The sequence below is a fragment of the Citrobacter sp. Marseille-Q5395 genome, assembly GCF_947057495.1.
Lineage (GTDB): Bacteria > Pseudomonadota > Gammaproteobacteria > Enterobacterales > Enterobacteriaceae > Citrobacter > Citrobacter murliniae.
Genome location: NZ_CAMSEL010000034.1, coordinates 1 through 15,312, shown reverse-complemented (window position 1 = coordinate 15,312; position 15,312 = coordinate 1). Strand labels below are relative to the sequence as shown.

At 49.2% G+C, this 15,312-nt stretch carries 22 protein-coding genes; 16 read left to right on the top strand and 6 right to left on the bottom strand.

Translation table 11 applies throughout. From position 1 onward, the window contains the following. Positions 1-2: 2 nt before the first annotated feature. The 10 genes from secY to OH663_RS24625 all read left to right on the top strand — a co-directional run bounded on the left by secY (position 3) and on the right by OH663_RS24625 (position 5,674). Positions 3-1,334 (top strand): preprotein translocase subunit SecY, encoded by a 1,332-nt coding sequence (secY, locus tag OH663_RS24670; protein WP_001118864.1) that lies wholly within the window; start codon positions 3-5, stop codon positions 1,332-1,334. A 30-nt stretch (positions 1,335-1,364) separates the two neighbouring features. Then, on the top strand, positions 1,365-1,481 hold the full coding sequence (gene rpmJ, locus OH663_RS24665) for a 50S ribosomal protein L36 (protein WP_000868187.1): 117 nt from the start codon (positions 1,365-1,367) through the stop codon (positions 1,479-1,481). 146 nt (positions 1,482-1,627) lie between these two features. Further along, positions 1,628-1,984: a 30S ribosomal protein S13 gene (gene rpsM, locus OH663_RS24660; RefSeq protein WP_003031135.1), complete on the top strand. Its 357-nt coding sequence runs from the start codon at positions 1,628-1,630 to the stop codon at positions 1,982-1,984. Positions 1,985-2,000: 16 nt separating this feature from the next. Next, positions 2,001-2,390, top strand: a complete 390-nt coding sequence (gene rpsK, locus OH663_RS24655) for a 30S ribosomal protein S11 (RefSeq protein ID WP_003031137.1) — start codon at positions 2,001-2,003, stop codon at positions 2,388-2,390. 33 nt (positions 2,391-2,423) lie between these two features. Next, positions 2,424-3,044: a 30S ribosomal protein S4 gene (gene rpsD, locus OH663_RS24650; RefSeq protein WP_003031138.1), complete on the top strand. Its 621-nt coding sequence runs from the start codon at positions 2,424-2,426 to the stop codon at positions 3,042-3,044. Between the two features lie 25 nt (positions 3,045-3,069). After that, positions 3,070-4,059: a DNA-directed RNA polymerase subunit alpha gene (locus OH663_RS24645; protein ID WP_003031139.1), complete on the top strand. Its 990-nt coding sequence runs from the start codon at positions 3,070-3,072 to the stop codon at positions 4,057-4,059. Between the two features lie 40 nt (positions 4,060-4,099). Further along, positions 4,100-4,486, top strand: a complete 387-nt coding sequence (gene rplQ, locus OH663_RS24640; RefSeq protein ID WP_001216372.1) for a 50S ribosomal protein L17 — start codon at positions 4,100-4,102, stop codon at positions 4,484-4,486. A gap of 107 nt (positions 4,487-4,593) precedes the next feature. Then, positions 4,594-4,962 (top strand): DnaJ family domain-containing protein, encoded by a 369-nt coding sequence (locus OH663_RS24635; protein WP_200013329.1) that lies wholly within the window; start codon positions 4,594-4,596, stop codon positions 4,960-4,962. A gap of 10 nt (positions 4,963-4,972) precedes the next feature. Next, entirely contained in the window at positions 4,973-5,398 is a 426-nt protein-coding gene (gene zntR / locus OH663_RS24630) for a Zn(2+)-responsive transcriptional regulator (protein WP_045448272.1), read from the top strand. A gap of 57 nt (positions 5,399-5,455) precedes the next feature. After that, positions 5,456-5,674 (top strand): alternative ribosome-rescue factor A, encoded by a 219-nt coding sequence (locus tag OH663_RS24625; protein ID WP_200013330.1) that lies wholly within the window; start codon positions 5,456-5,458, stop codon positions 5,672-5,674. On the opposite strand, the gene mscL is transcribed toward OH663_RS24625, so the two are convergent. The 5 genes from mscL to def form a co-directional block, all read right to left on the bottom strand. After that, on the bottom strand, positions 5,671-6,084 hold the full coding sequence (mscL, locus tag OH663_RS24620; RefSeq protein WP_045448267.1) for a large-conductance mechanosensitive channel protein MscL: 414 nt from the start codon (positions 6,082-6,084) through the stop codon (positions 5,671-5,673). The two genes, OH663_RS24625 and mscL, sit on opposite strands and share 4 nt — an antisense overlap. Before the next feature lie 141 nt (positions 6,085-6,225). Further along, complete coding sequence (gene trkA, locus OH663_RS24615) at positions 6,226-7,602, bottom strand: Trk system potassium transporter TrkA (RefSeq protein WP_045448264.1); 1,377 nt, start codon at positions 7,600-7,602, stop codon at positions 6,226-6,228. Positions 7,603-7,623: 21 nt separating this feature from the next. Then, complete coding sequence (gene rsmB, locus OH663_RS24610) at positions 7,624-8,913, bottom strand: 16S rRNA (cytosine(967)-C(5))-methyltransferase RsmB (protein WP_200013331.1); 1,290 nt, start codon at positions 8,911-8,913, stop codon at positions 7,624-7,626. Positions 8,914-8,965: 52 nt separating this feature from the next. Then, positions 8,966-9,913 carry a methionyl-tRNA formyltransferase gene (gene fmt / locus OH663_RS24605; RefSeq protein WP_045448258.1) on the bottom strand — a complete coding sequence of 316 codons (948 nt, stop codon included), beginning with the start codon at positions 9,911-9,913 and terminating at the stop codon, positions 8,966-8,968. Positions 9,914-9,927: 14 nt separating this feature from the next. Next, complete coding sequence (gene def / locus OH663_RS24600) at positions 9,928-10,437, bottom strand: peptide deformylase (protein ID WP_048222827.1); 510 nt, start codon at positions 10,435-10,437, stop codon at positions 9,928-9,930. 129 nt (positions 10,438-10,566) lie between these two features. On the opposite strand from def, the gene dprA reads away from it, so the two are divergent. The 6 genes from dprA to OH663_RS24570 are packed head-to-tail and all read left to right on the top strand — an operon-like array spanning position 10,567 to position 14,358. Further along, positions 10,567-11,691: a DNA-protecting protein DprA gene (gene dprA / locus OH663_RS24595; protein WP_200013332.1), complete on the top strand. Its 1,125-nt coding sequence runs from the start codon at positions 10,567-10,569 to the stop codon at positions 11,689-11,691. Beyond that, on the top strand, positions 11,663-12,136 hold the full coding sequence (gene smg, locus OH663_RS24590) for a DUF494 family protein Smg (RefSeq protein WP_045448249.1): 474 nt from the start codon (positions 11,663-11,665) through the stop codon (positions 12,134-12,136). Before dprA ends, smg begins: the two co-directional genes overlap by 29 nt. Positions 12,137-12,162: 26 nt before the next feature. Further along, on the top strand, positions 12,163-12,705 hold the full coding sequence (locus OH663_RS24585) for a DNA topoisomerase family protein (RefSeq protein WP_200013333.1): 543 nt from the start codon (positions 12,163-12,165) through the stop codon (positions 12,703-12,705). Between the two features lie 3 nt (positions 12,706-12,708). Beyond that, positions 12,709-13,281 (top strand): L-threonylcarbamoyladenylate synthase type 1 TsaC, encoded by a 573-nt coding sequence (tsaC, locus tag OH663_RS24580; RefSeq protein ID WP_045448243.1) that lies wholly within the window; start codon positions 12,709-12,711, stop codon positions 13,279-13,281. Position 13,282: 1 nt separating this feature from the next. After that, the gene (gene aroE, locus OH663_RS24575; protein ID WP_045448240.1) at positions 13,283-14,104 is read left to right on the top strand and encodes a shikimate dehydrogenase; all 822 of its coding nucleotides are present in this window, start codon (positions 13,283-13,285) and stop codon (positions 14,102-14,104) included. Continuing rightward, complete coding sequence (locus tag OH663_RS24570; RefSeq protein WP_200013334.1) at positions 14,101-14,358, top strand: DUF1488 family protein; 258 nt, start codon at positions 14,101-14,103, stop codon at positions 14,356-14,358. The genes aroE and OH663_RS24570 overlap by 4 nt, the downstream gene beginning before the upstream one ends. Here the strand turns inward: OH663_RS24570 and OH663_RS24565 are convergent. Further along, positions 14,334-14,888: a gamma carbonic anhydrase family protein gene (locus tag OH663_RS24565; protein WP_200013335.1), complete on the bottom strand. Its 555-nt coding sequence runs from the start codon at positions 14,886-14,888 to the stop codon at positions 14,334-14,336. The two genes, OH663_RS24570 and OH663_RS24565, sit on opposite strands and share 25 nt — an antisense overlap. Positions 14,889-15,312: the final 424 nt, after the last annotated feature.

Below are 15,312 nucleotides of genomic sequence, written 5' to 3'. Positions count from 1 at the left end.
AGATGGCTAAACAACCGGGATTAGATTTTCAAAGTGCCAAAGGTGGCTTAGGCGAGCTGAAACGCAGACTGCTGTTTGTAATCGGCGCGCTGATTGTGTTCCGTATTGGCTCTTTCATTCCGATCCCTGGTATTGATGCCGCTGTACTTGCCAAACTGCTTGAGCAACAGCGAGGCACCATCATTGAAATGTTTAACATGTTCTCTGGTGGTGCTCTCAGCCGTGCTTCTATCTTTGCTCTGGGGATCATGCCGTATATTTCGGCGTCGATCATTATCCAGCTGCTGACGGTGGTTCACCCAACGTTAGCGGAAATTAAGAAAGAAGGGGAGTCTGGTCGTCGTAAGATCAGCCAGTACACCCGCTACGGTACTCTGGTGCTGGCTATATTCCAGTCGATCGGTATTGCTACCGGTCTACCGAATATGCCTGGTATGCAGGGCCTGGTGATGAATCCAGGCTTTGCATTCTATTTCACCGCTGTTGTAAGTCTGGTTACAGGAACAATGTTCCTGATGTGGTTGGGCGAACAGATTACTGAACGTGGTATCGGGAACGGTATCTCAATCATTATCTTCGCCGGTATTGTCGCGGGACTCCCGCCAGCCATTGCCCATACTATCGAGCAAGCGCGTCAAGGCGACCTGCACTTCCTCGTGTTGCTGTTGGTTGCAGTATTAGTATTTGCAGTGACGTTCTTTGTTGTATTTGTTGAGCGTGGTCAACGCCGCATTGTGGTAAACTACGCGAAACGTCAGCAAGGTCGTCGTGTCTATGCTGCACAGAGCACACATTTACCGCTGAAAGTGAATATGGCGGGGGTAATCCCGGCAATCTTCGCTTCCAGTATTATTCTGTTCCCGGCTACCATCGCGTCATGGTTCGGGGGCGGTACTGGTTGGAACTGGCTGACAACAATTTCGCTGTATTTGCAGCCTGGGCAACCGCTTTATGTGTTACTCTATGCGTCTGCAATCATATTCTTCTGTTTCTTCTACACGGCGTTGGTTTTCAACCCGCGTGAAACAGCAGATAACCTGAAGAAGTCCGGTGCATTTGTACCAGGAATTCGTCCGGGAGAGCAAACGGCGAAGTATATCGATAAAGTAATGACCCGCCTGACTTTGGTTGGTGCGCTTTACATTACCTTTATCTGCCTGATCCCGGAGTTCATGCGTGATGCAATGAAAGTACCGTTCTACTTCGGTGGGACCTCACTGCTTATCGTTGTAGTCGTGATTATGGACTTTATGGCTCAAGTGCAAACTCTGATGATGTCAAGTCAGTACGAGTCTGCATTGAAGAAGGCGAACCTGAAAGGCTACGGTCGTTAACGGTCGCCCGAGAAGTTACGGAGAGTAAAAATGAAAGTTCGTGCTTCCGTCAAGAAATTATGCCGTAACTGCAAAATCGTTAAGCGTGATGGTGTCATCCGTGTGATTTGCAGTGCCGAGCCGAAGCATAAACAGCGCCAAGGCTGATTTATTCGCATATTTTTCTTGCAAAGTTGGGTTGAGCTGGCTAGATTAGCCAGCCAATCTTTTGTATGTCTGTGCGTTTCCATTTGAGTATCCTGAAAACGGGCTTTTCAGCATGGTGCGTACATATTAAATAGTAGGAGTGCATAGTGGCCCGTATAGCAGGCATTAACATTCCTGATCAGAAACATGCTGTGATCGCATTAACTTCGATCTACGGCGTCGGCAAGACCCGTTCCAAGGCCATTCTGGCTGCAGCGGGTATCGCTGAAGATGTTAAGATCAGTGAGCTGTCTGAAGAACAAATCGACACGCTGCGTGACGAAGTTGCCAAATTTGTCGTTGAAGGTGATCTGCGCCGTGAAGTTAGCATGAGCATCAAGCGCCTTATGGACCTTGGTTGCTATCGCGGTTTGCGTCATCGTCGTGGTCTCCCGGTTCGCGGTCAGCGTACCAAGACCAACGCACGTACCCGTAAGGGTCCGCGCAAACCGATCAAGAAATAATCGGGGTGATTGAATAATGGCAAAGGCACCAATTCGTGCACGTAAACGTGTAAGAAAACAAGTCTCTGACGGCGTGGCTCATATCCATGCTTCTTTTAACAACACCATCGTTACCATTACTGATCGTCAGGGTAACGCACTGGGTTGGGCAACAGCCGGTGGTTCCGGTTTCCGTGGTTCTCGCAAATCCACTCCGTTTGCAGCTCAGGTTGCAGCAGAGCGTTGCGCTGAAGCCGTAAAAGAATACGGTATCAAGAATCTGGAAGTTATGGTCAAAGGACCGGGTCCAGGTCGCGAATCTACTGTTCGTGCTCTGAACGCCGCTGGTTTCCGCATCACTAATATTACTGATGTGACTCCGATCCCTCATAACGGTTGTCGTCCGCCGAAAAAACGTCGCGTATAACGCTGTCGTTTCTAGGATTGTTGGAGAAAGAAAATGGCAAGATATTTGGGTCCTAAGCTCAAGCTGAGCCGTCGTGAGGGCACTGACTTATTCCTTAAGTCTGGCGTTCGCGCGATCGATACCAAGTGTAAAATTGAACAAGCTCCTGGCCAGCACGGTGCGCGTAAACCGCGTCTGTCTGACTATGGTGTGCAGTTGCGTGAAAAGCAAAAAGTTCGCCGTATCTACGGTGTGCTGGAGCGTCAGTTCCGTAACTACTACAAAGAAGCAGCGCGTCTGAAAGGCAACACCGGTGAAAACCTGTTGGGTCTGCTGGAAGGTCGTCTGGACAACGTTGTATACCGTATGGGCTTCGGTGCCACTCGTGCAGAAGCACGCCAGCTGGTCAGCCATAAAGCAATTATGGTAAACGGTCGTGTTGTTAACATCGCTTCTTATCAGGTTAGTCCGAATGACGTTGTTAGCATTCGTGAGAAAGCGAAGAAGCAGTCTCGCGTGAAAGCCGCTCTGGAGCTGGCTGAGCAGCGTGAAAAGCCAACCTGGCTGGAAGTTGATGCTGGCAAGATGGAAGGTACGTTCAAGCGTAAGCCGGAGCGTTCTGATCTGTCTGCGGACATTAACGAACACCTGATCGTCGAGCTTTACTCCAAGTAAAGCTTAGTACCAAAGAGAGGACACAATGCAGGGTTCTGTGACAGAGTTTCTAAAACCGCGCCTGGTAGATATCGAGCAAGTGAGTTCGACGCACGCCAAGGTGACCCTTGAGCCTTTAGAGCGTGGCTTTGGCCATACTTTGGGTAACGCACTGCGCCGTATTCTGCTCTCATCGATGCCGGGTTGTGCGGTGACCGAGGTTGAGATTGATGGTGTACTACATGAGTACAGCACCAAAGAAGGCGTTCAGGAAGATATCCTGGAAATCCTGCTCAACCTGAAAGGGCTGGCGGTGAGAGTTCAGGGTAAAGATGATGTTATTCTTACCTTGAATAAATCTGGCATTGGCCCTGTGACTGCAGCCGACATTACCCATGATGGGGATGTCGAAATCGTCAAGCCACAGCACGTGATCTGCCACCTGACCGATGAGAATGCATCTATTAGTATGCGTATCAAAGTTCAGCGCGGTCGTGGTTATGTGCCGGCTTCTACCCGAATTCATTCGGAAGAAGATGAGCGCCCAATCGGCCGTCTGCTGGTCGACGCATGCTACAGCCCTGTAGAGCGTATTGCCTACAATGTTGAAGCAGCGCGTGTAGAACAGCGTACCGACCTGGACAAGCTGGTCATCGAAATGGAAACCAACGGCACAATCGATCCTGAAGAGGCGATTCGTCGTGCGGCAACCATTCTGGCTGAACAACTGGAAGCTTTTGTTGACTTACGTGATGTACGTCAGCCAGAAGTTAAAGAAGAGAAACCAGAATTCGATCCGATCCTGCTGCGCCCTGTTGACGATCTGGAATTGACTGTCCGCTCTGCTAACTGCCTCAAAGCAGAAGCTATCCACTATATCGGTGATCTGGTACAGCGTACTGAGGTTGAGCTTCTTAAGACGCCTAACCTTGGTAAAAAATCTCTTACTGAGATTAAAGACGTGCTGGCTTCCCGTGGACTGTCTCTGGGCATGCGCCTGGAAAACTGGCCACCGGCAAGCATCGCTGACGAGTAACCGGATCACAGGTTAAGGTTTTACTGAGAAGGATAAGGTCATGCGCCATCGTAAGAGTGGTCGTCAACTGAACCGCAACAGCAGCCATCGCCAGGCTATGTTCCGCAATATGGCAGGTTCACTGGTTCGTCATGAAATCATCAAGACGACTCTGCCGAAAGCGAAAGAGCTGCGTCGCGTAGTTGAGCCGCTGATTACTCTTGCCAAGACTGATAGCGTAGCTAATCGTCGTCTGGCATTCGCCCGTACTCGTGATAACGAGATCGTGGCAAAACTGTTTAACGAGCTGGGCCCGCGTTTCGCGAGCCGCGCCGGTGGTTACACTCGCATTCTGAAGTGTGGCTTCCGTGCAGGTGACAACGCGCCGATGGCATACATCGAGCTGGTTGATCGCTCTGAGTCGAAAGCAGAAGCTGCTGCAGAGTAATCTGTAGTAACGTAAAAAAACCCGCCCCGGCGGGTTTTTTTATATCCGTTGCATCCCCACTTATCTAAAATATCTGTACTCTTTTTGTTCATCTTTTGGAGTGTTGTATGTGGCTACTCGACCAGTGGGCAGAGCGTCATATTATTGATGCGCAGACCAAAGGTGAGTTTGATAATTTGCCTGGTACAGGCGAGCCGCTTACCCTTGATGATGATTCCCATGTTCCGCCAGAACTTCGAGCCGGATATCGGTTATTAAAAAATTCCGGGTGTCTTCCCCCTGAGATTGAACAACGCAGAGAGGCGATACATCTGCTTGATATCCTCACTGGTATTCGCAAAGATGATCCTCGGTATCAGGAAGTGAGCCGACGCCTTTCTCTGCTTGAACTCAAACTACGACAGGCTGGTCTAAGTACCGAGTTTTTACGCGGCGAGTACGCAGATAAACTTCAACATAAAATTAATGATGACTAGCGGAGGGAGCATGTACCGTATTGGTGAATTAGCAAAACTGGCGGAAGTGACGCCCGATACCATCCGCTACTATGAAAAACAGCAGATGATGGAGCATGAAGTACGCACCGAAGGTGGATTCCGGCTCTATACAGAAAGCGATCTTCAACGTCTTAAATTTATCCGCTATGCACGTCAACTCGGTTTTACTCTGGAGTCGATCCGTGAACTTCTGTCGATCCGCATAGATCCAGAACATCATACCTGCCAGGAATCAAAGGGGATCGTTCAGGAAAGATTAAAGGAAGTTGAAGCCCGTATTGCGGAGCTTCAGACTATGCAAAGGTCACTACAGAGATTGAATGATGCATGTTGCGGTATGGCTCACAGTAGTGTGTATTGCTCTATTCTCGAAGCGCTTGAGCAAGGTGCCAGCGGTACAAAGTCGGGCTGTTGATTTATTGAACCGACGAGAATACACTCGCGCCGTTAAACCAAACAATATGGAGTAATTATGAGTCGTTATCAGCATACGAAGGGGCAGATAAAGGACAATGCCATTGAGGCATTACTGCATGACCCACTATTCAGACTGCGTGTTGAGAAAAATAAGAAAGGGAAAGGCAGTTATCTGCGTAAAGGTAAACATGGCAATCGGGGGAGCTGGGAGGCCAGTGGCAAGGAAGTGAATCACTTTTTTACCACTGGCCTTCTTGTTTCAGTGATAGCTTAAGAACGATTATTTTGTTCTTTCAGCAGATCACGAATTTCACTTAGCAATACTTCTTCTTTCGATGGTGCTGGCGGTGCAGCAGGCTCTTCAGCTTTTTTACGGTTTAGTTTATTAATTAGTTTGATAGCCATAAAGATGGCGAACGCAACAATGATGAAATCGAAGATATTCTGTATAAACACACCGTAATGCATCACAACTGCCGGGATATCTCCCTGCGCATCGCGTAGTGTTAACGCAAACTGTTTAAAATCAATCCCACCAATCAGTAACCCAAGTGGCGGCATGATGATATCGGCAACCAGTGATGAAACAATCTTACCGAATGCCGCACCAATAATGACACCCACTGCCAAATCTACAACATTCCCGCGCATCGCAAATTCGCGAAACTCTTTAATAATACTCATTTTATTCTCCCTATGCAGCTGACGTTTATAAGTTTAACAAATGTTTAGGTAATTTCCATTTATGTATTGCTGAAAGATAAATTTATTAATCCATGATAAATAAAGGGAAATAAAAAGGGCGCTGTATTAGCGCCCGAATAATTACAGAAAGAAAGGACTTGGCTGGAATAATCGCTCGACGTCGGTAATAAACTTTTTATCTGTCAGGAACATAATAACGTGATCGCCCTGCTCAATACGCAAGTTATCATTAGCGATCATGACATCATTACCACGTACAACGGCACCAATAATCGTTCCTGGCGGAAGTTTGATTTCGTCTATTGAGCGACCCACCACCCGGGATGTTGTTTCATCCCCGTGCGCGACGGCTTCAATGGCTTCTGCGACACCACGACGCAGCGAAGAAACACCGACGATGTCAGCTTTACGCACGTGGCTCAGTAGCGCTGAGATGGTTGCCTGTTGCGGTGAAATTGCAATATCGATTACGCTGCCCTGTACCAGATCGACGTATGCCTTACGCTGGATCAGCACCATTACTTTTTTGGCTCCCATCCGTTTGGCGAGCATTGCCGACATGATGTTCGCTTCATCATCGTTGGTTACAGCGATAAATAGATCAACTTGATCAATGTGCTCTTCCGCCAGCAACTCTTGATCAGAAGCATCACCAAAAAAGACGATCGTATTCTGCAGTTTTTCAGCAAGCTCAGAAGCACGTTGTTGATCGCGTTCGATCAACTTGACGCTGTAATCTTTTTCCAGTCGACGCGCCAGACCGGCACCGATATTGCCGCCACCTACTAACATAATGCGCTTGTAGGGTTTCTCCAGACGCTGTAATTCGCTCATTACAGCACGAATATGCTGTGAGGCAGCAATAAAGAACACCTCATCACCGGCTTCAACAATAGTAGAGCCTTGCGGACGAATGGGGCGGTCATGACGGAAAATTGCCGCAACTCGGGTATCAATGTGCGGCATATGTTCGCGCATTGTTGACAACGCATTCCCGATCAGTGGGCCGCCATAGTAGGCTTTAACCACTGCAAGGCTGACTTTTCCTTCCGCGAAATTCACAACCTGTAGTGCACCTGGATATTCAATCAGACGATAAATGCTATCGATAACCAACTGCTCAGGTGCAATCAGATGATCAATAGGTACTGCATCGGAATGGAATAGCTTGTCCGCATCGCGGACATAATCTGGTGAGCGAATACGTGCGATGCGGTTGGGTGTATTAAAGAGTGAATAAGCTACCTGACAGGCAACCATATTGGTTTCATCCGAACTGGTCACCGCAACCAGCATATCGGCATCATCAGCACCGGCTTCGCGTAGTACTCTGGGATGCGAGCCATGCCCTTGTACTACACGGAGATCAAACTTGTCTTGCAGACTGCGTAGACGCTCACCGTTGGTATCGACTACCGTGATATCGTTGTTCTCTCCGACCAGGTTCTCAGCCAGCGTACCGCCAACCTGCCCTGCGCCCAGAATGATAATTTTCATCAGTCGCGACCCATTATCTCATCACTTTTTGATTAGCTTAGCGTAAAAGAAGCCATCACCTTCTTCCGCAGCCGGTAAATTCTGGCGTCCGGGTTGCTCTGACGTACCCGTTTCGCTTAATACCGCGTCTGGCGTACGGGCCAGGAAGCCTGCAATCTGTTGCTGGTTCTCTTCCGGTAAAATAGAGCAGGTCGCATAAACCAGCGTGCCGCCAGGCTTCAGATGTGCCCACGTTGCATTAAGGATCTCAGCCTGCAACTGTGCGAGTTCGGCAATATCCCGGTCACGGCGCAGCCATTTGATATCGGGATGGCGACGAATGACTCCGGTCGCTGAACAAGGTGCATCCAGCAAAATACGATCGAACTTCTGCTCACCACACCATTGTTGCGGGTAGCGTCCATCACCCTGCTTAATGGTCGCCTTCATGCCAAGGCGTTTCAGGTTGTCGTATACACGTGACAAACGTTTTTCATCAACGTCCACTGCTGTTACGTTAGCCTCGGGGGCTACTTCCAGAATATGTGTTGTCTTACCACCAGGGGCGCAGCATAAATCAAGGATCTGCTCACCATTTTGCGGTTGCAGATAGCTCATGCAACCCTGAGCTGAGGCATCCTGGACCGTTACCCAGCCCTGTTCGAAACCAGGTAAAGCCAGTACCGATACAGGAGTTTCCAGCCGCACGGCATCTGGGTATTCCGGATGTGGGAAACCGGTCAGGCCCGCTTCATTCAACAGGCTCAGCCAGGCATCACGGTTGTGGTGGTTGCGATTTACGCGCAGCCACATTGGTGGACGCTGGTTATTTGCCTCAAGAATAGCTTCCCATTGCTGCGGATAGGCACTTTTAATACGCTTCACTAACCAGGACGGATGTAAGAAACGTAGCTCGCTGTGTGCAAACTCAGTGAGTAGTTCTTCCTGGCGGCGTTGAAACTGGCGTAAGACGCCGTTAATTAGTCCTTTCAACTGCGGACGCTTGATAACAACTGCGCCTTCTACAGTCTCGGCAAGCGCTGCATGAGGTGGAATACGGGTATACAACAACTGGTAGAGGCCAACCATGACCAGATAGTGAACTGTGCGCTGTTTGCCCGTCATCGGGCGTTCCATCAGCTGTTTAATTATCCACTCTAGTTGGGAAAGCGTACGTAACACGCCAAAGCAAAGCTCCTGTAACAGCGCTTTATCTTTATCGGATACTTTCTGCTGCATGGCGGGTAGCACATTGCTCAACGACTGCCCTTTTTCAACAACCTGTTCGACGGCCTGGGCCGCCATACTGCGTAAATTAATATGTTTTTTCATAAGCGCAAAAATAAAAATGCCCGGAGAGTCCGGGCTTTAAAGAGATGAACCGTCAGAGCAGACGATTTCCGGGCACGAACCACTCCCGGCGCGAATTAAGCAAATCCTGCGCGCTCATGGCCTTTTTACCGGCAGGCTGCAAAGAGATGAGATTCAGGATGCCATCGCCTGTCGCTATCTGGATGCCCTGACGGGTTGCCTCCAGGATAGTCCCTGGTTCGGCACCGGCAGGTTTATCGATGACCGTAGCTTGCCAGATTTTGACCGGTTGCTCGTCGATGACGATGTAGCTCATTGGCCATGGGTTAAAGGCTCGGATGCAGCGTTCCAGTTGTGCGGCGCTGAGCGTCCAGTCCACGCGTGCCTCTTCTTTACTGAGCTTCTCAGCATAGCAAACCAGCGACTCGTCCTGAACCTCAGGTTTTGCGGTACCAGTTGCCAGCAGATGCAACGTATGCAGCAGACCCTGAGGGCCGAGCTTAGCCAGCTTGTCATAGAGGCTGGCACTGGTATCGTCGGCGGTGATTGGGCAGGAGAGTTTATGCAACATATCACCCGTATCAAGACCAACATCCATCTGCATAATGGTAACGCCTGTTTCAGCATCGCCAGCCCAGAGCGAACGTTGGATAGGGGCAGCGCCTCTCCAGCGCGGAAGCAGAGAACCGTGAACGTTGATGCACCCCAGACGCGGCATATCCAGCACGGCTTTCGGCAGGATCAGGCCATATGCCACCACTACCATTACGTCTGCGTGTAAGTCAGCAACCAACTGCTGGTTTTCCTGGGGACGAAGAGAAACAGGTTGAAAAACAGGTAACCCTTTCTCTTCCGCCAGTACTTTTACCGGACTGGGCATCAGCTTTTTGCCGCGTCCAGCAGGGCGGTCCGGTTGGGTGAATACGCCGACGACGTTATGTCCAGAAGACAGCAACGCGTCGAGATGACGCGCTGCAAAGTCAGGTGTACCCGCAAAAATTATACGTAGTGATTCTGACACGTTGATCCTTGTCCTTAAGCTCGTGCGTTCAGACGGTCGAGTTTTTCAACTTTCTGACGAATACGTTGTTGCTTCAACGGAGACAGATAATCGATAAACAGTTTACCGACCAGGTGATCCATTTCATGTTGAATACAGATGGCTAACAAGCCATCGGCTTCGAGTTCAAAAGGTTTACCATCGCGATCGAGCGCACGAATTTTAACGGTCTCAGCGCGTGGTACGAGTGCTCGCTGTTCCGGGATCGACAGGCAACCTTCTTCAATTCCAGTCTCACCGTTTTTTTCCAGCAGTTCCGGGTTAATTAGCACCAGACGCTCGTCGCGGTTTTCAGAGACATCAATAACAATAATACGTTGATGAATATCGACCTGCGTTGCCGCCAGACCGATACCTTCTTCGGCGTACATCGTTTCGAACATATCATCGACGATACGCTGAATTTCTGCATTCACTTCTTCAACCGGTTTTGCGACTTTGCGAAGACGCTCGTCCGGAATATGTAACACTTGCAAAACTGACATAGTTATCCAGAGTTGTATTCAGGAGTTGGAAAGATTATTACCTCTATTCTAGACAAAACCCCCTCTGATTGACAGCATCAGTGACCAATCGCAAAGATTGCTAAGGCTGCTTGTGGCAGGGGAATAAGGATGACCCACACCGAGATTTGGTTACGTTTAACACGAGTGAGTGAGCTGTATGGTGATGAGATGGTTCGCGTCGCTCACTTGCTTATTGCTATGCCCTGTATTAACAAAACGATACTTCAACATGCAGGATTCTCGGAGCGACAGGCAGAGCGTTTCTTAACCTTTCCAGAGTCTACTCTGGATAAAACGCTGCGCTGGCTGGAACTGCCCCATCACTATTTAATTGTTGCCGACAGCATGCATTATCCTTCGCAACTTCGCGCTATTGAGGATTATCCAGGAGTCCTCTTTGTTGTTGGAAATCCCGAATGCCTTCATTCATTTCAGGTCGCAGTCGTAGGTAATCGGCAGCACTCCTGGTATGGCGAGCGTTGGGGGCGTTTTTTTTGTGAAAAGCTCGCTGCGTATGGGGTGACGATCACCAGTGGACTCGCTCGAGGTATTGATGGCGTGGCACACAAGGCCGCGGTGAATATGAAAGGGACAAGTATTGCAGTGCTGGGGAATGGATTGGAAACCATTCATCCAAGGCGGCATGTTTGTCTCGCTGAACATCTGGTTGAGGCTGGAGGTGCGCTGGTGTCTGAATTCCCTCTGGACACGCTTCCTTTACCGCGTAATTTCCCCCAACGAAATCGTATTATCAGTGGTCTAAGTAAAGGAGTGCTGGTCGTTGAAGCTGCACAGCGTAGCGGCTCACTGGTTACGGCACGTTGTGCACTGGAACAAGGACGAGAGGTATTTGCCTTGCCCGGGCCAATCGGGAGTCCGGGTAGCGAAGGTCCTCATTGGCTCATTAAGCAGGGGGCGACACTTGTGACGATGCCAGAGGATATTCTGGAAAATTTGCAATACGGGTTACATTGGTTGCCAGATGAGCCTGAAAATTCAATTTATTCGCCAGATCACGAAGAGGTGGCATTGCCATTTCCTGAGCTCCTGGCTAACGTAGGAGATGAGGTAACACCTGTTGACGTCGTCGCTGAACGTGCCGGCCAACCTGTGCCAGAGGTAGTGGCTCAGCTACTCGAACTGGAGTTAGCAGGATGGATCGCAGCTGTACCCGGCGGCTATGTCCGATTGAGGAGGGCAAGCCATGTTCGACGTACTAATGTATTTGTTTGAGACATATATCCATAACGAAGCAGAGCTACGTGTGGATCAGGACAAACTGGAACGGGATCTTACCGACGCTGGTTTTGATCGTGAAGACATCTACAACGCGTTACTGTGGCTGGAAAAACTTGCTGATTATCAGGACGGCCTTGCTGAGCCTATGCAGCTTGCATCGGATCCTCTTTCTATGCGTATTTATACTGCAGAAGAGTGCGATCGACTGGATGCGAGTTGTCGGGGGTTCTTGTTATTCCTGGAACAGATTCAGGTGCTAAACCTCGAAACGCGAGAAATGGTGATTGAACGCGTACTCGCACTGGATACGGCAGAGTTCGATCTGGAAGACCTGAAGTGGGTGATCCTGATGGTTTTATTCAACATTCCAGGTTGTGAAAATGCATATCAACAAATGGAAGAATTACTCTTTGAAGTGAATGAAGGTATGCTGCATTAATCAATCTTCGTTCAGTATGAGTTGTTATGGCTAAATCAGCACTGTTTACGGTGCGTAAAAACGATCCCTGCCCACAATGCGGGGCCGAACTGGTTATTCGCTCCGGGAAACACGGTCCGTTTCTCGGCTGTTCACACTATCCAGAATGCGATTATGTCCGTCCGCTTAAATCTTCTGCGGACGGACATATAGTCAAAGTTCTGGAGGGTAAGTTTTGTCCTGTATGTGGTTCAGAGCTGGTGCTGAGGCAAGGACGATTCGGGATGTTTATTGGTTGCAGTGATTATCCTGCCTGCGAACATACCGAACTTATCGACAAGCCTGATGAAACGGCAATTGTTTGTCCTCAATGCCAGACGGGCCATTTGGCTCAGCGCCGCTCCCGTTATGGCAAAACGTTTTACTCCTGCGATCGCTATCCGGAGTGCCAGTTTGTCATTAACTTCAAACCTTTAGCTGGAGAGTGTCCTGAGTGTCACTATCCGCTCCTCATCGAAAAGAAAACCGCGCAGGGTGTGAAACACTTCTGTGCCAGTAAACAATGTGGAAAGCCGATATCGGCGGAATAAAAAGTGAATAATAACCTGCCCACAGACACAATCGCTGCGGCGATAGAAGTTCTGAAACAAGAAAATGTCATCGCCTATCCAACGGAAGCTGTTTTCGGCGTAGGCTGTAATCCTGACAGTGAAATGGCGGTTACCCGCTTACTGGAGCTGAAACAACGGCCAATTGAAAAAGGCTTAATTCTGATTGCGGCTAGTTTTGAGCAACTCAAACCGTATATCGATGACAGCATGCTTACCGATACACAACGTAAAGCTGTTTTTGCTCGCTGGCCAGGCCCGGTCACTTTTGTTTTTCCTGCTCGTTCTTCCACCCCTCGTTGGTTGACAGGGCGTTTTGATTCTCTGGCCGTTCGCGTCACGGATCACCCGCTAGTGGTTGCATTGTGCCAGGCTTATGGCAAACCGTTAGTCTCTACCAGTGCTAATTTGAGTGGTTTACCCCCTTGCAGAACGGTAGAGGAAGTACGAGCGCAGTTCGGTGTAGACTTTCCCGTTGTTGAAGGCGATACCGGAGGGCGTTTGAATCCTTCGGAAATCCGTGATGCTTTGACGGGTGAACAGTTTCGACAGGGGTAATATGAAAGAAGCCTATGCTGTTTTTGGTAATCCGATAGCGCACAGTAAATCGCCTTTAATCCATCAGCAATTTGCTCAACAGCTGAAGATTGATCATTCCTATGGGCGTGTACTGGCGCCAATCAATAACTTTGTGAATACGCTGAATACCTTTTTTGCTGAAGGGGGGAAGGGAGCGAATATTACCGTTCCTTTTAAAGAAGAGGCATTTGCGCGAGCCGATGAATTGACTGAACGGGCGTCACTTGCCGGGGCGGTCAATACGCTTAAGCGTCTGGAGGATGGGCGTTTACTGGGAGATAACACCGATGGCATTGGCTTGTTAAGCGATCTTGAGCGTTTATCTTTTATTCGCCCCGGGACACGTATTCTGCTTATTGGCGCTGGTGGTGCATCCCGTGGAGTATTGTTGCCTCTTCTTTCTATGGATTGTGCGGTTACTATCGTTAACCGTACCGCATCTCGAGCTGAAGAACTGGCTCAGATCTTCTCCCATACCGGCAGTGTTCAGGCAGCAGGGATGGATGAACTTGAGAACTACGAATTCGATCTGATTATTAATGCGACGTCCAGTGGAATTAGTGGTGATGTTCCAGCCATTCCTGCATCGTTGATTCATGCTTCCGTCTGTTGTTACGACATGTTTTATCAGAAAGGCGCAACACCGTTCCTTTCCTGGTGTGTGCTTCAGGGAGCAAAACGTTATGCTGATGGCTTGGGAATGCTGGTGGGGCAAGCGGCGCATGCTGTTTTACTCTGGCATGGCGTACTGCCGGAGATTGAACCAATCATTAAAAAGTTGCAACAGGAACTGTCCGCATGAATCAGGCGATCCAGTTCCCCGATAGAGAAGAGTGGAAAGCAGATATCAATGCTGTCGTCTTTCCTGCTATGGTTCATGGCATGCAGCTAATATGTGCCATAAAGGGAGAAGTGTTGGCGCATCGCTTTGGTGGCGACACGCCTGAACAGTGGCTGGAGATTTTTCGGATGCATCGCTGGGATCTGGAAGAAGAGGCAGAAATACTGATCCAAGCCCAGCAAGAAGACGATCACGGCTGGGTCTGGTTACCCTGACTTAAATACTCGTCTTTCCACTTCACATAGTTGTTAGCGGAGTATTGTAGACCAGCTTTCTCTTCATCACTCAGTGGGCGGATCTGCTTTACTGGACTTCCCAGGTACAGATACCCGCTTTCCAGGCGTTTATTTTGTGGAACCAGGCTTCCTGCACCAATCATAACGTCATCTTCTACTACCACACCGTCCAGCAGAATCGAACCCATACCGACCAAAACACGGTTGCCAATGACGCAGCCGTGCAGCATCACTTTATGACCTACGGTGACATCCTCACCAATGATGAGTGGGTTACCCTGTGGGTTAGAAGAGGATTTATGCGTGACATGTAGCACGCTACCGTCCTGAATGTTCGTACAAGCGCCAATTTGCACGTAGTTAACATCACCACGGATAGCCACCAGTGGCCAGACCCCGACATCATCAGCCAGGCGAACATCACCAATGACGACACTGCTGGTATCGATCATCACGCGTTTCCCGATCTGTGGGAAAAGATCCTTATAAGGACGTAGTACATCAGACATGTTTACCTCAACGAAAATAGAGCGGTAATGAAGACTTTGGTTGGATTATTGAGACTGTGCAAGTGATTTAGTTATCAAAAATCAGCCAAATTGCGCAGGAATGTAGCGAAAGGGGCAAAAAAACGTCATTCAGTAAAAAAGATCTAAAAAACACTTGTGCTAAAAAATGGGATCCCTATAATGCGCCTCCATCGACACGGCGGATGTGAATCGCTTCACGCAAACAGCCGGTCCGGTTGAAGAGAAAAATCCTGATATTCAGGGTTGACTCTGAAAGAGGAAAGCGTAATATACGCCACCTCGCGACAGAGCGCCAAAGCGCGTCGCAACTGCTCTTTAACAATTTATCAGACAATCTGTGTGGGCACTCAATGATACGGATTCTTAACGTCGCAAGACGAAAAATGAATACCAAGTCTCTGAG

Bases quoted from the DNA above. Each gene is read 5' to 3' on its own strand.
- OH663_RS24625 (WP_200013330.1), top strand. From the start codon at position 5,456: ATGAGTCGTTATCAGCATACGAAGGGGCAGATAAAGGACAATGCCATT.
- OH663_RS24645 (WP_003031139.1), top strand. From the start codon at position 3,070: ATGCAGGGTTCTGTGACAGAGTTTCTAAAACCGCGCCTGGTAGATATC.
- OH663_RS24585 (WP_200013333.1), top strand. From the start codon at position 12,163: ATGGCTAAATCAGCACTGTTTACGGTGCGTAAAAACGATCCCTGCCCA.
- def (WP_048222827.1), bottom strand. From the start codon at position 10,437: ATGTCAGTTTTGCAAGTGTTACATATTCCGGACGAGCGTCTTCGCAAA.
- smg (WP_045448249.1), top strand. From the start codon at position 11,663: ATGTTCGACGTACTAATGTATTTGTTTGAGACATATATCCATAACGAA.
- rpsD (WP_003031138.1), top strand. From the start codon at position 2,424: ATGGCAAGATATTTGGGTCCTAAGCTCAAGCTGAGCCGTCGTGAGGGC.
- zntR (WP_045448272.1), top strand. From the start codon at position 4,973: ATGTACCGTATTGGTGAATTAGCAAAACTGGCGGAAGTGACGCCCGAT.
- rpmJ (WP_000868187.1), top strand. From the start codon at position 1,365: ATGAAAGTTCGTGCTTCCGTCAAGAAATTATGCCGTAACTGCAAAATC.
- OH663_RS24570 (WP_200013334.1), top strand. From the start codon at position 14,101: ATGAATCAGGCGATCCAGTTCCCCGATAGAGAAGAGTGGAAAGCAGAT.
- mscL (WP_045448267.1), bottom strand. From the start codon at position 6,084: ATGAGTATTATTAAAGAGTTTCGCGAATTTGCGATGCGCGGGAATGTT.
- rsmB (WP_200013331.1), bottom strand. From the start codon at position 8,913: ATGAAAAAACATATTAATTTACGCAGTATGGCGGCCCAGGCCGTCGAA.
- rpsK (WP_003031137.1), top strand. From the start codon at position 2,001: ATGGCAAAGGCACCAATTCGTGCACGTAAACGTGTAAGAAAACAAGTC.
- aroE (WP_045448240.1), top strand. From the start codon at position 13,283: ATGAAAGAAGCCTATGCTGTTTTTGGTAATCCGATAGCGCACAGTAAA.
- OH663_RS24565 (WP_200013335.1), bottom strand. From the start codon at position 14,888: ATGTCTGATGTACTACGTCCTTATAAGGATCTTTTCCCACAGATCGGG.
- dprA (WP_200013332.1), top strand. From the start codon at position 10,567: ATGACCCACACCGAGATTTGGTTACGTTTAACACGAGTGAGTGAGCTG.
- trkA (WP_045448264.1), bottom strand. From the start codon at position 7,602: ATGAAAATTATCATTCTGGGCGCAGGGCAGGTTGGCGGTACGCTGGCT.
- rplQ (WP_001216372.1), top strand. From the start codon at position 4,100: ATGCGCCATCGTAAGAGTGGTCGTCAACTGAACCGCAACAGCAGCCAT.
- OH663_RS24635 (WP_200013329.1), top strand. From the start codon at position 4,594: ATGTGGCTACTCGACCAGTGGGCAGAGCGTCATATTATTGATGCGCAG.
- secY (WP_001118864.1), top strand. From the start codon at position 3: ATGGCTAAACAACCGGGATTAGATTTTCAAAGTGCCAAAGGTGGCTTA.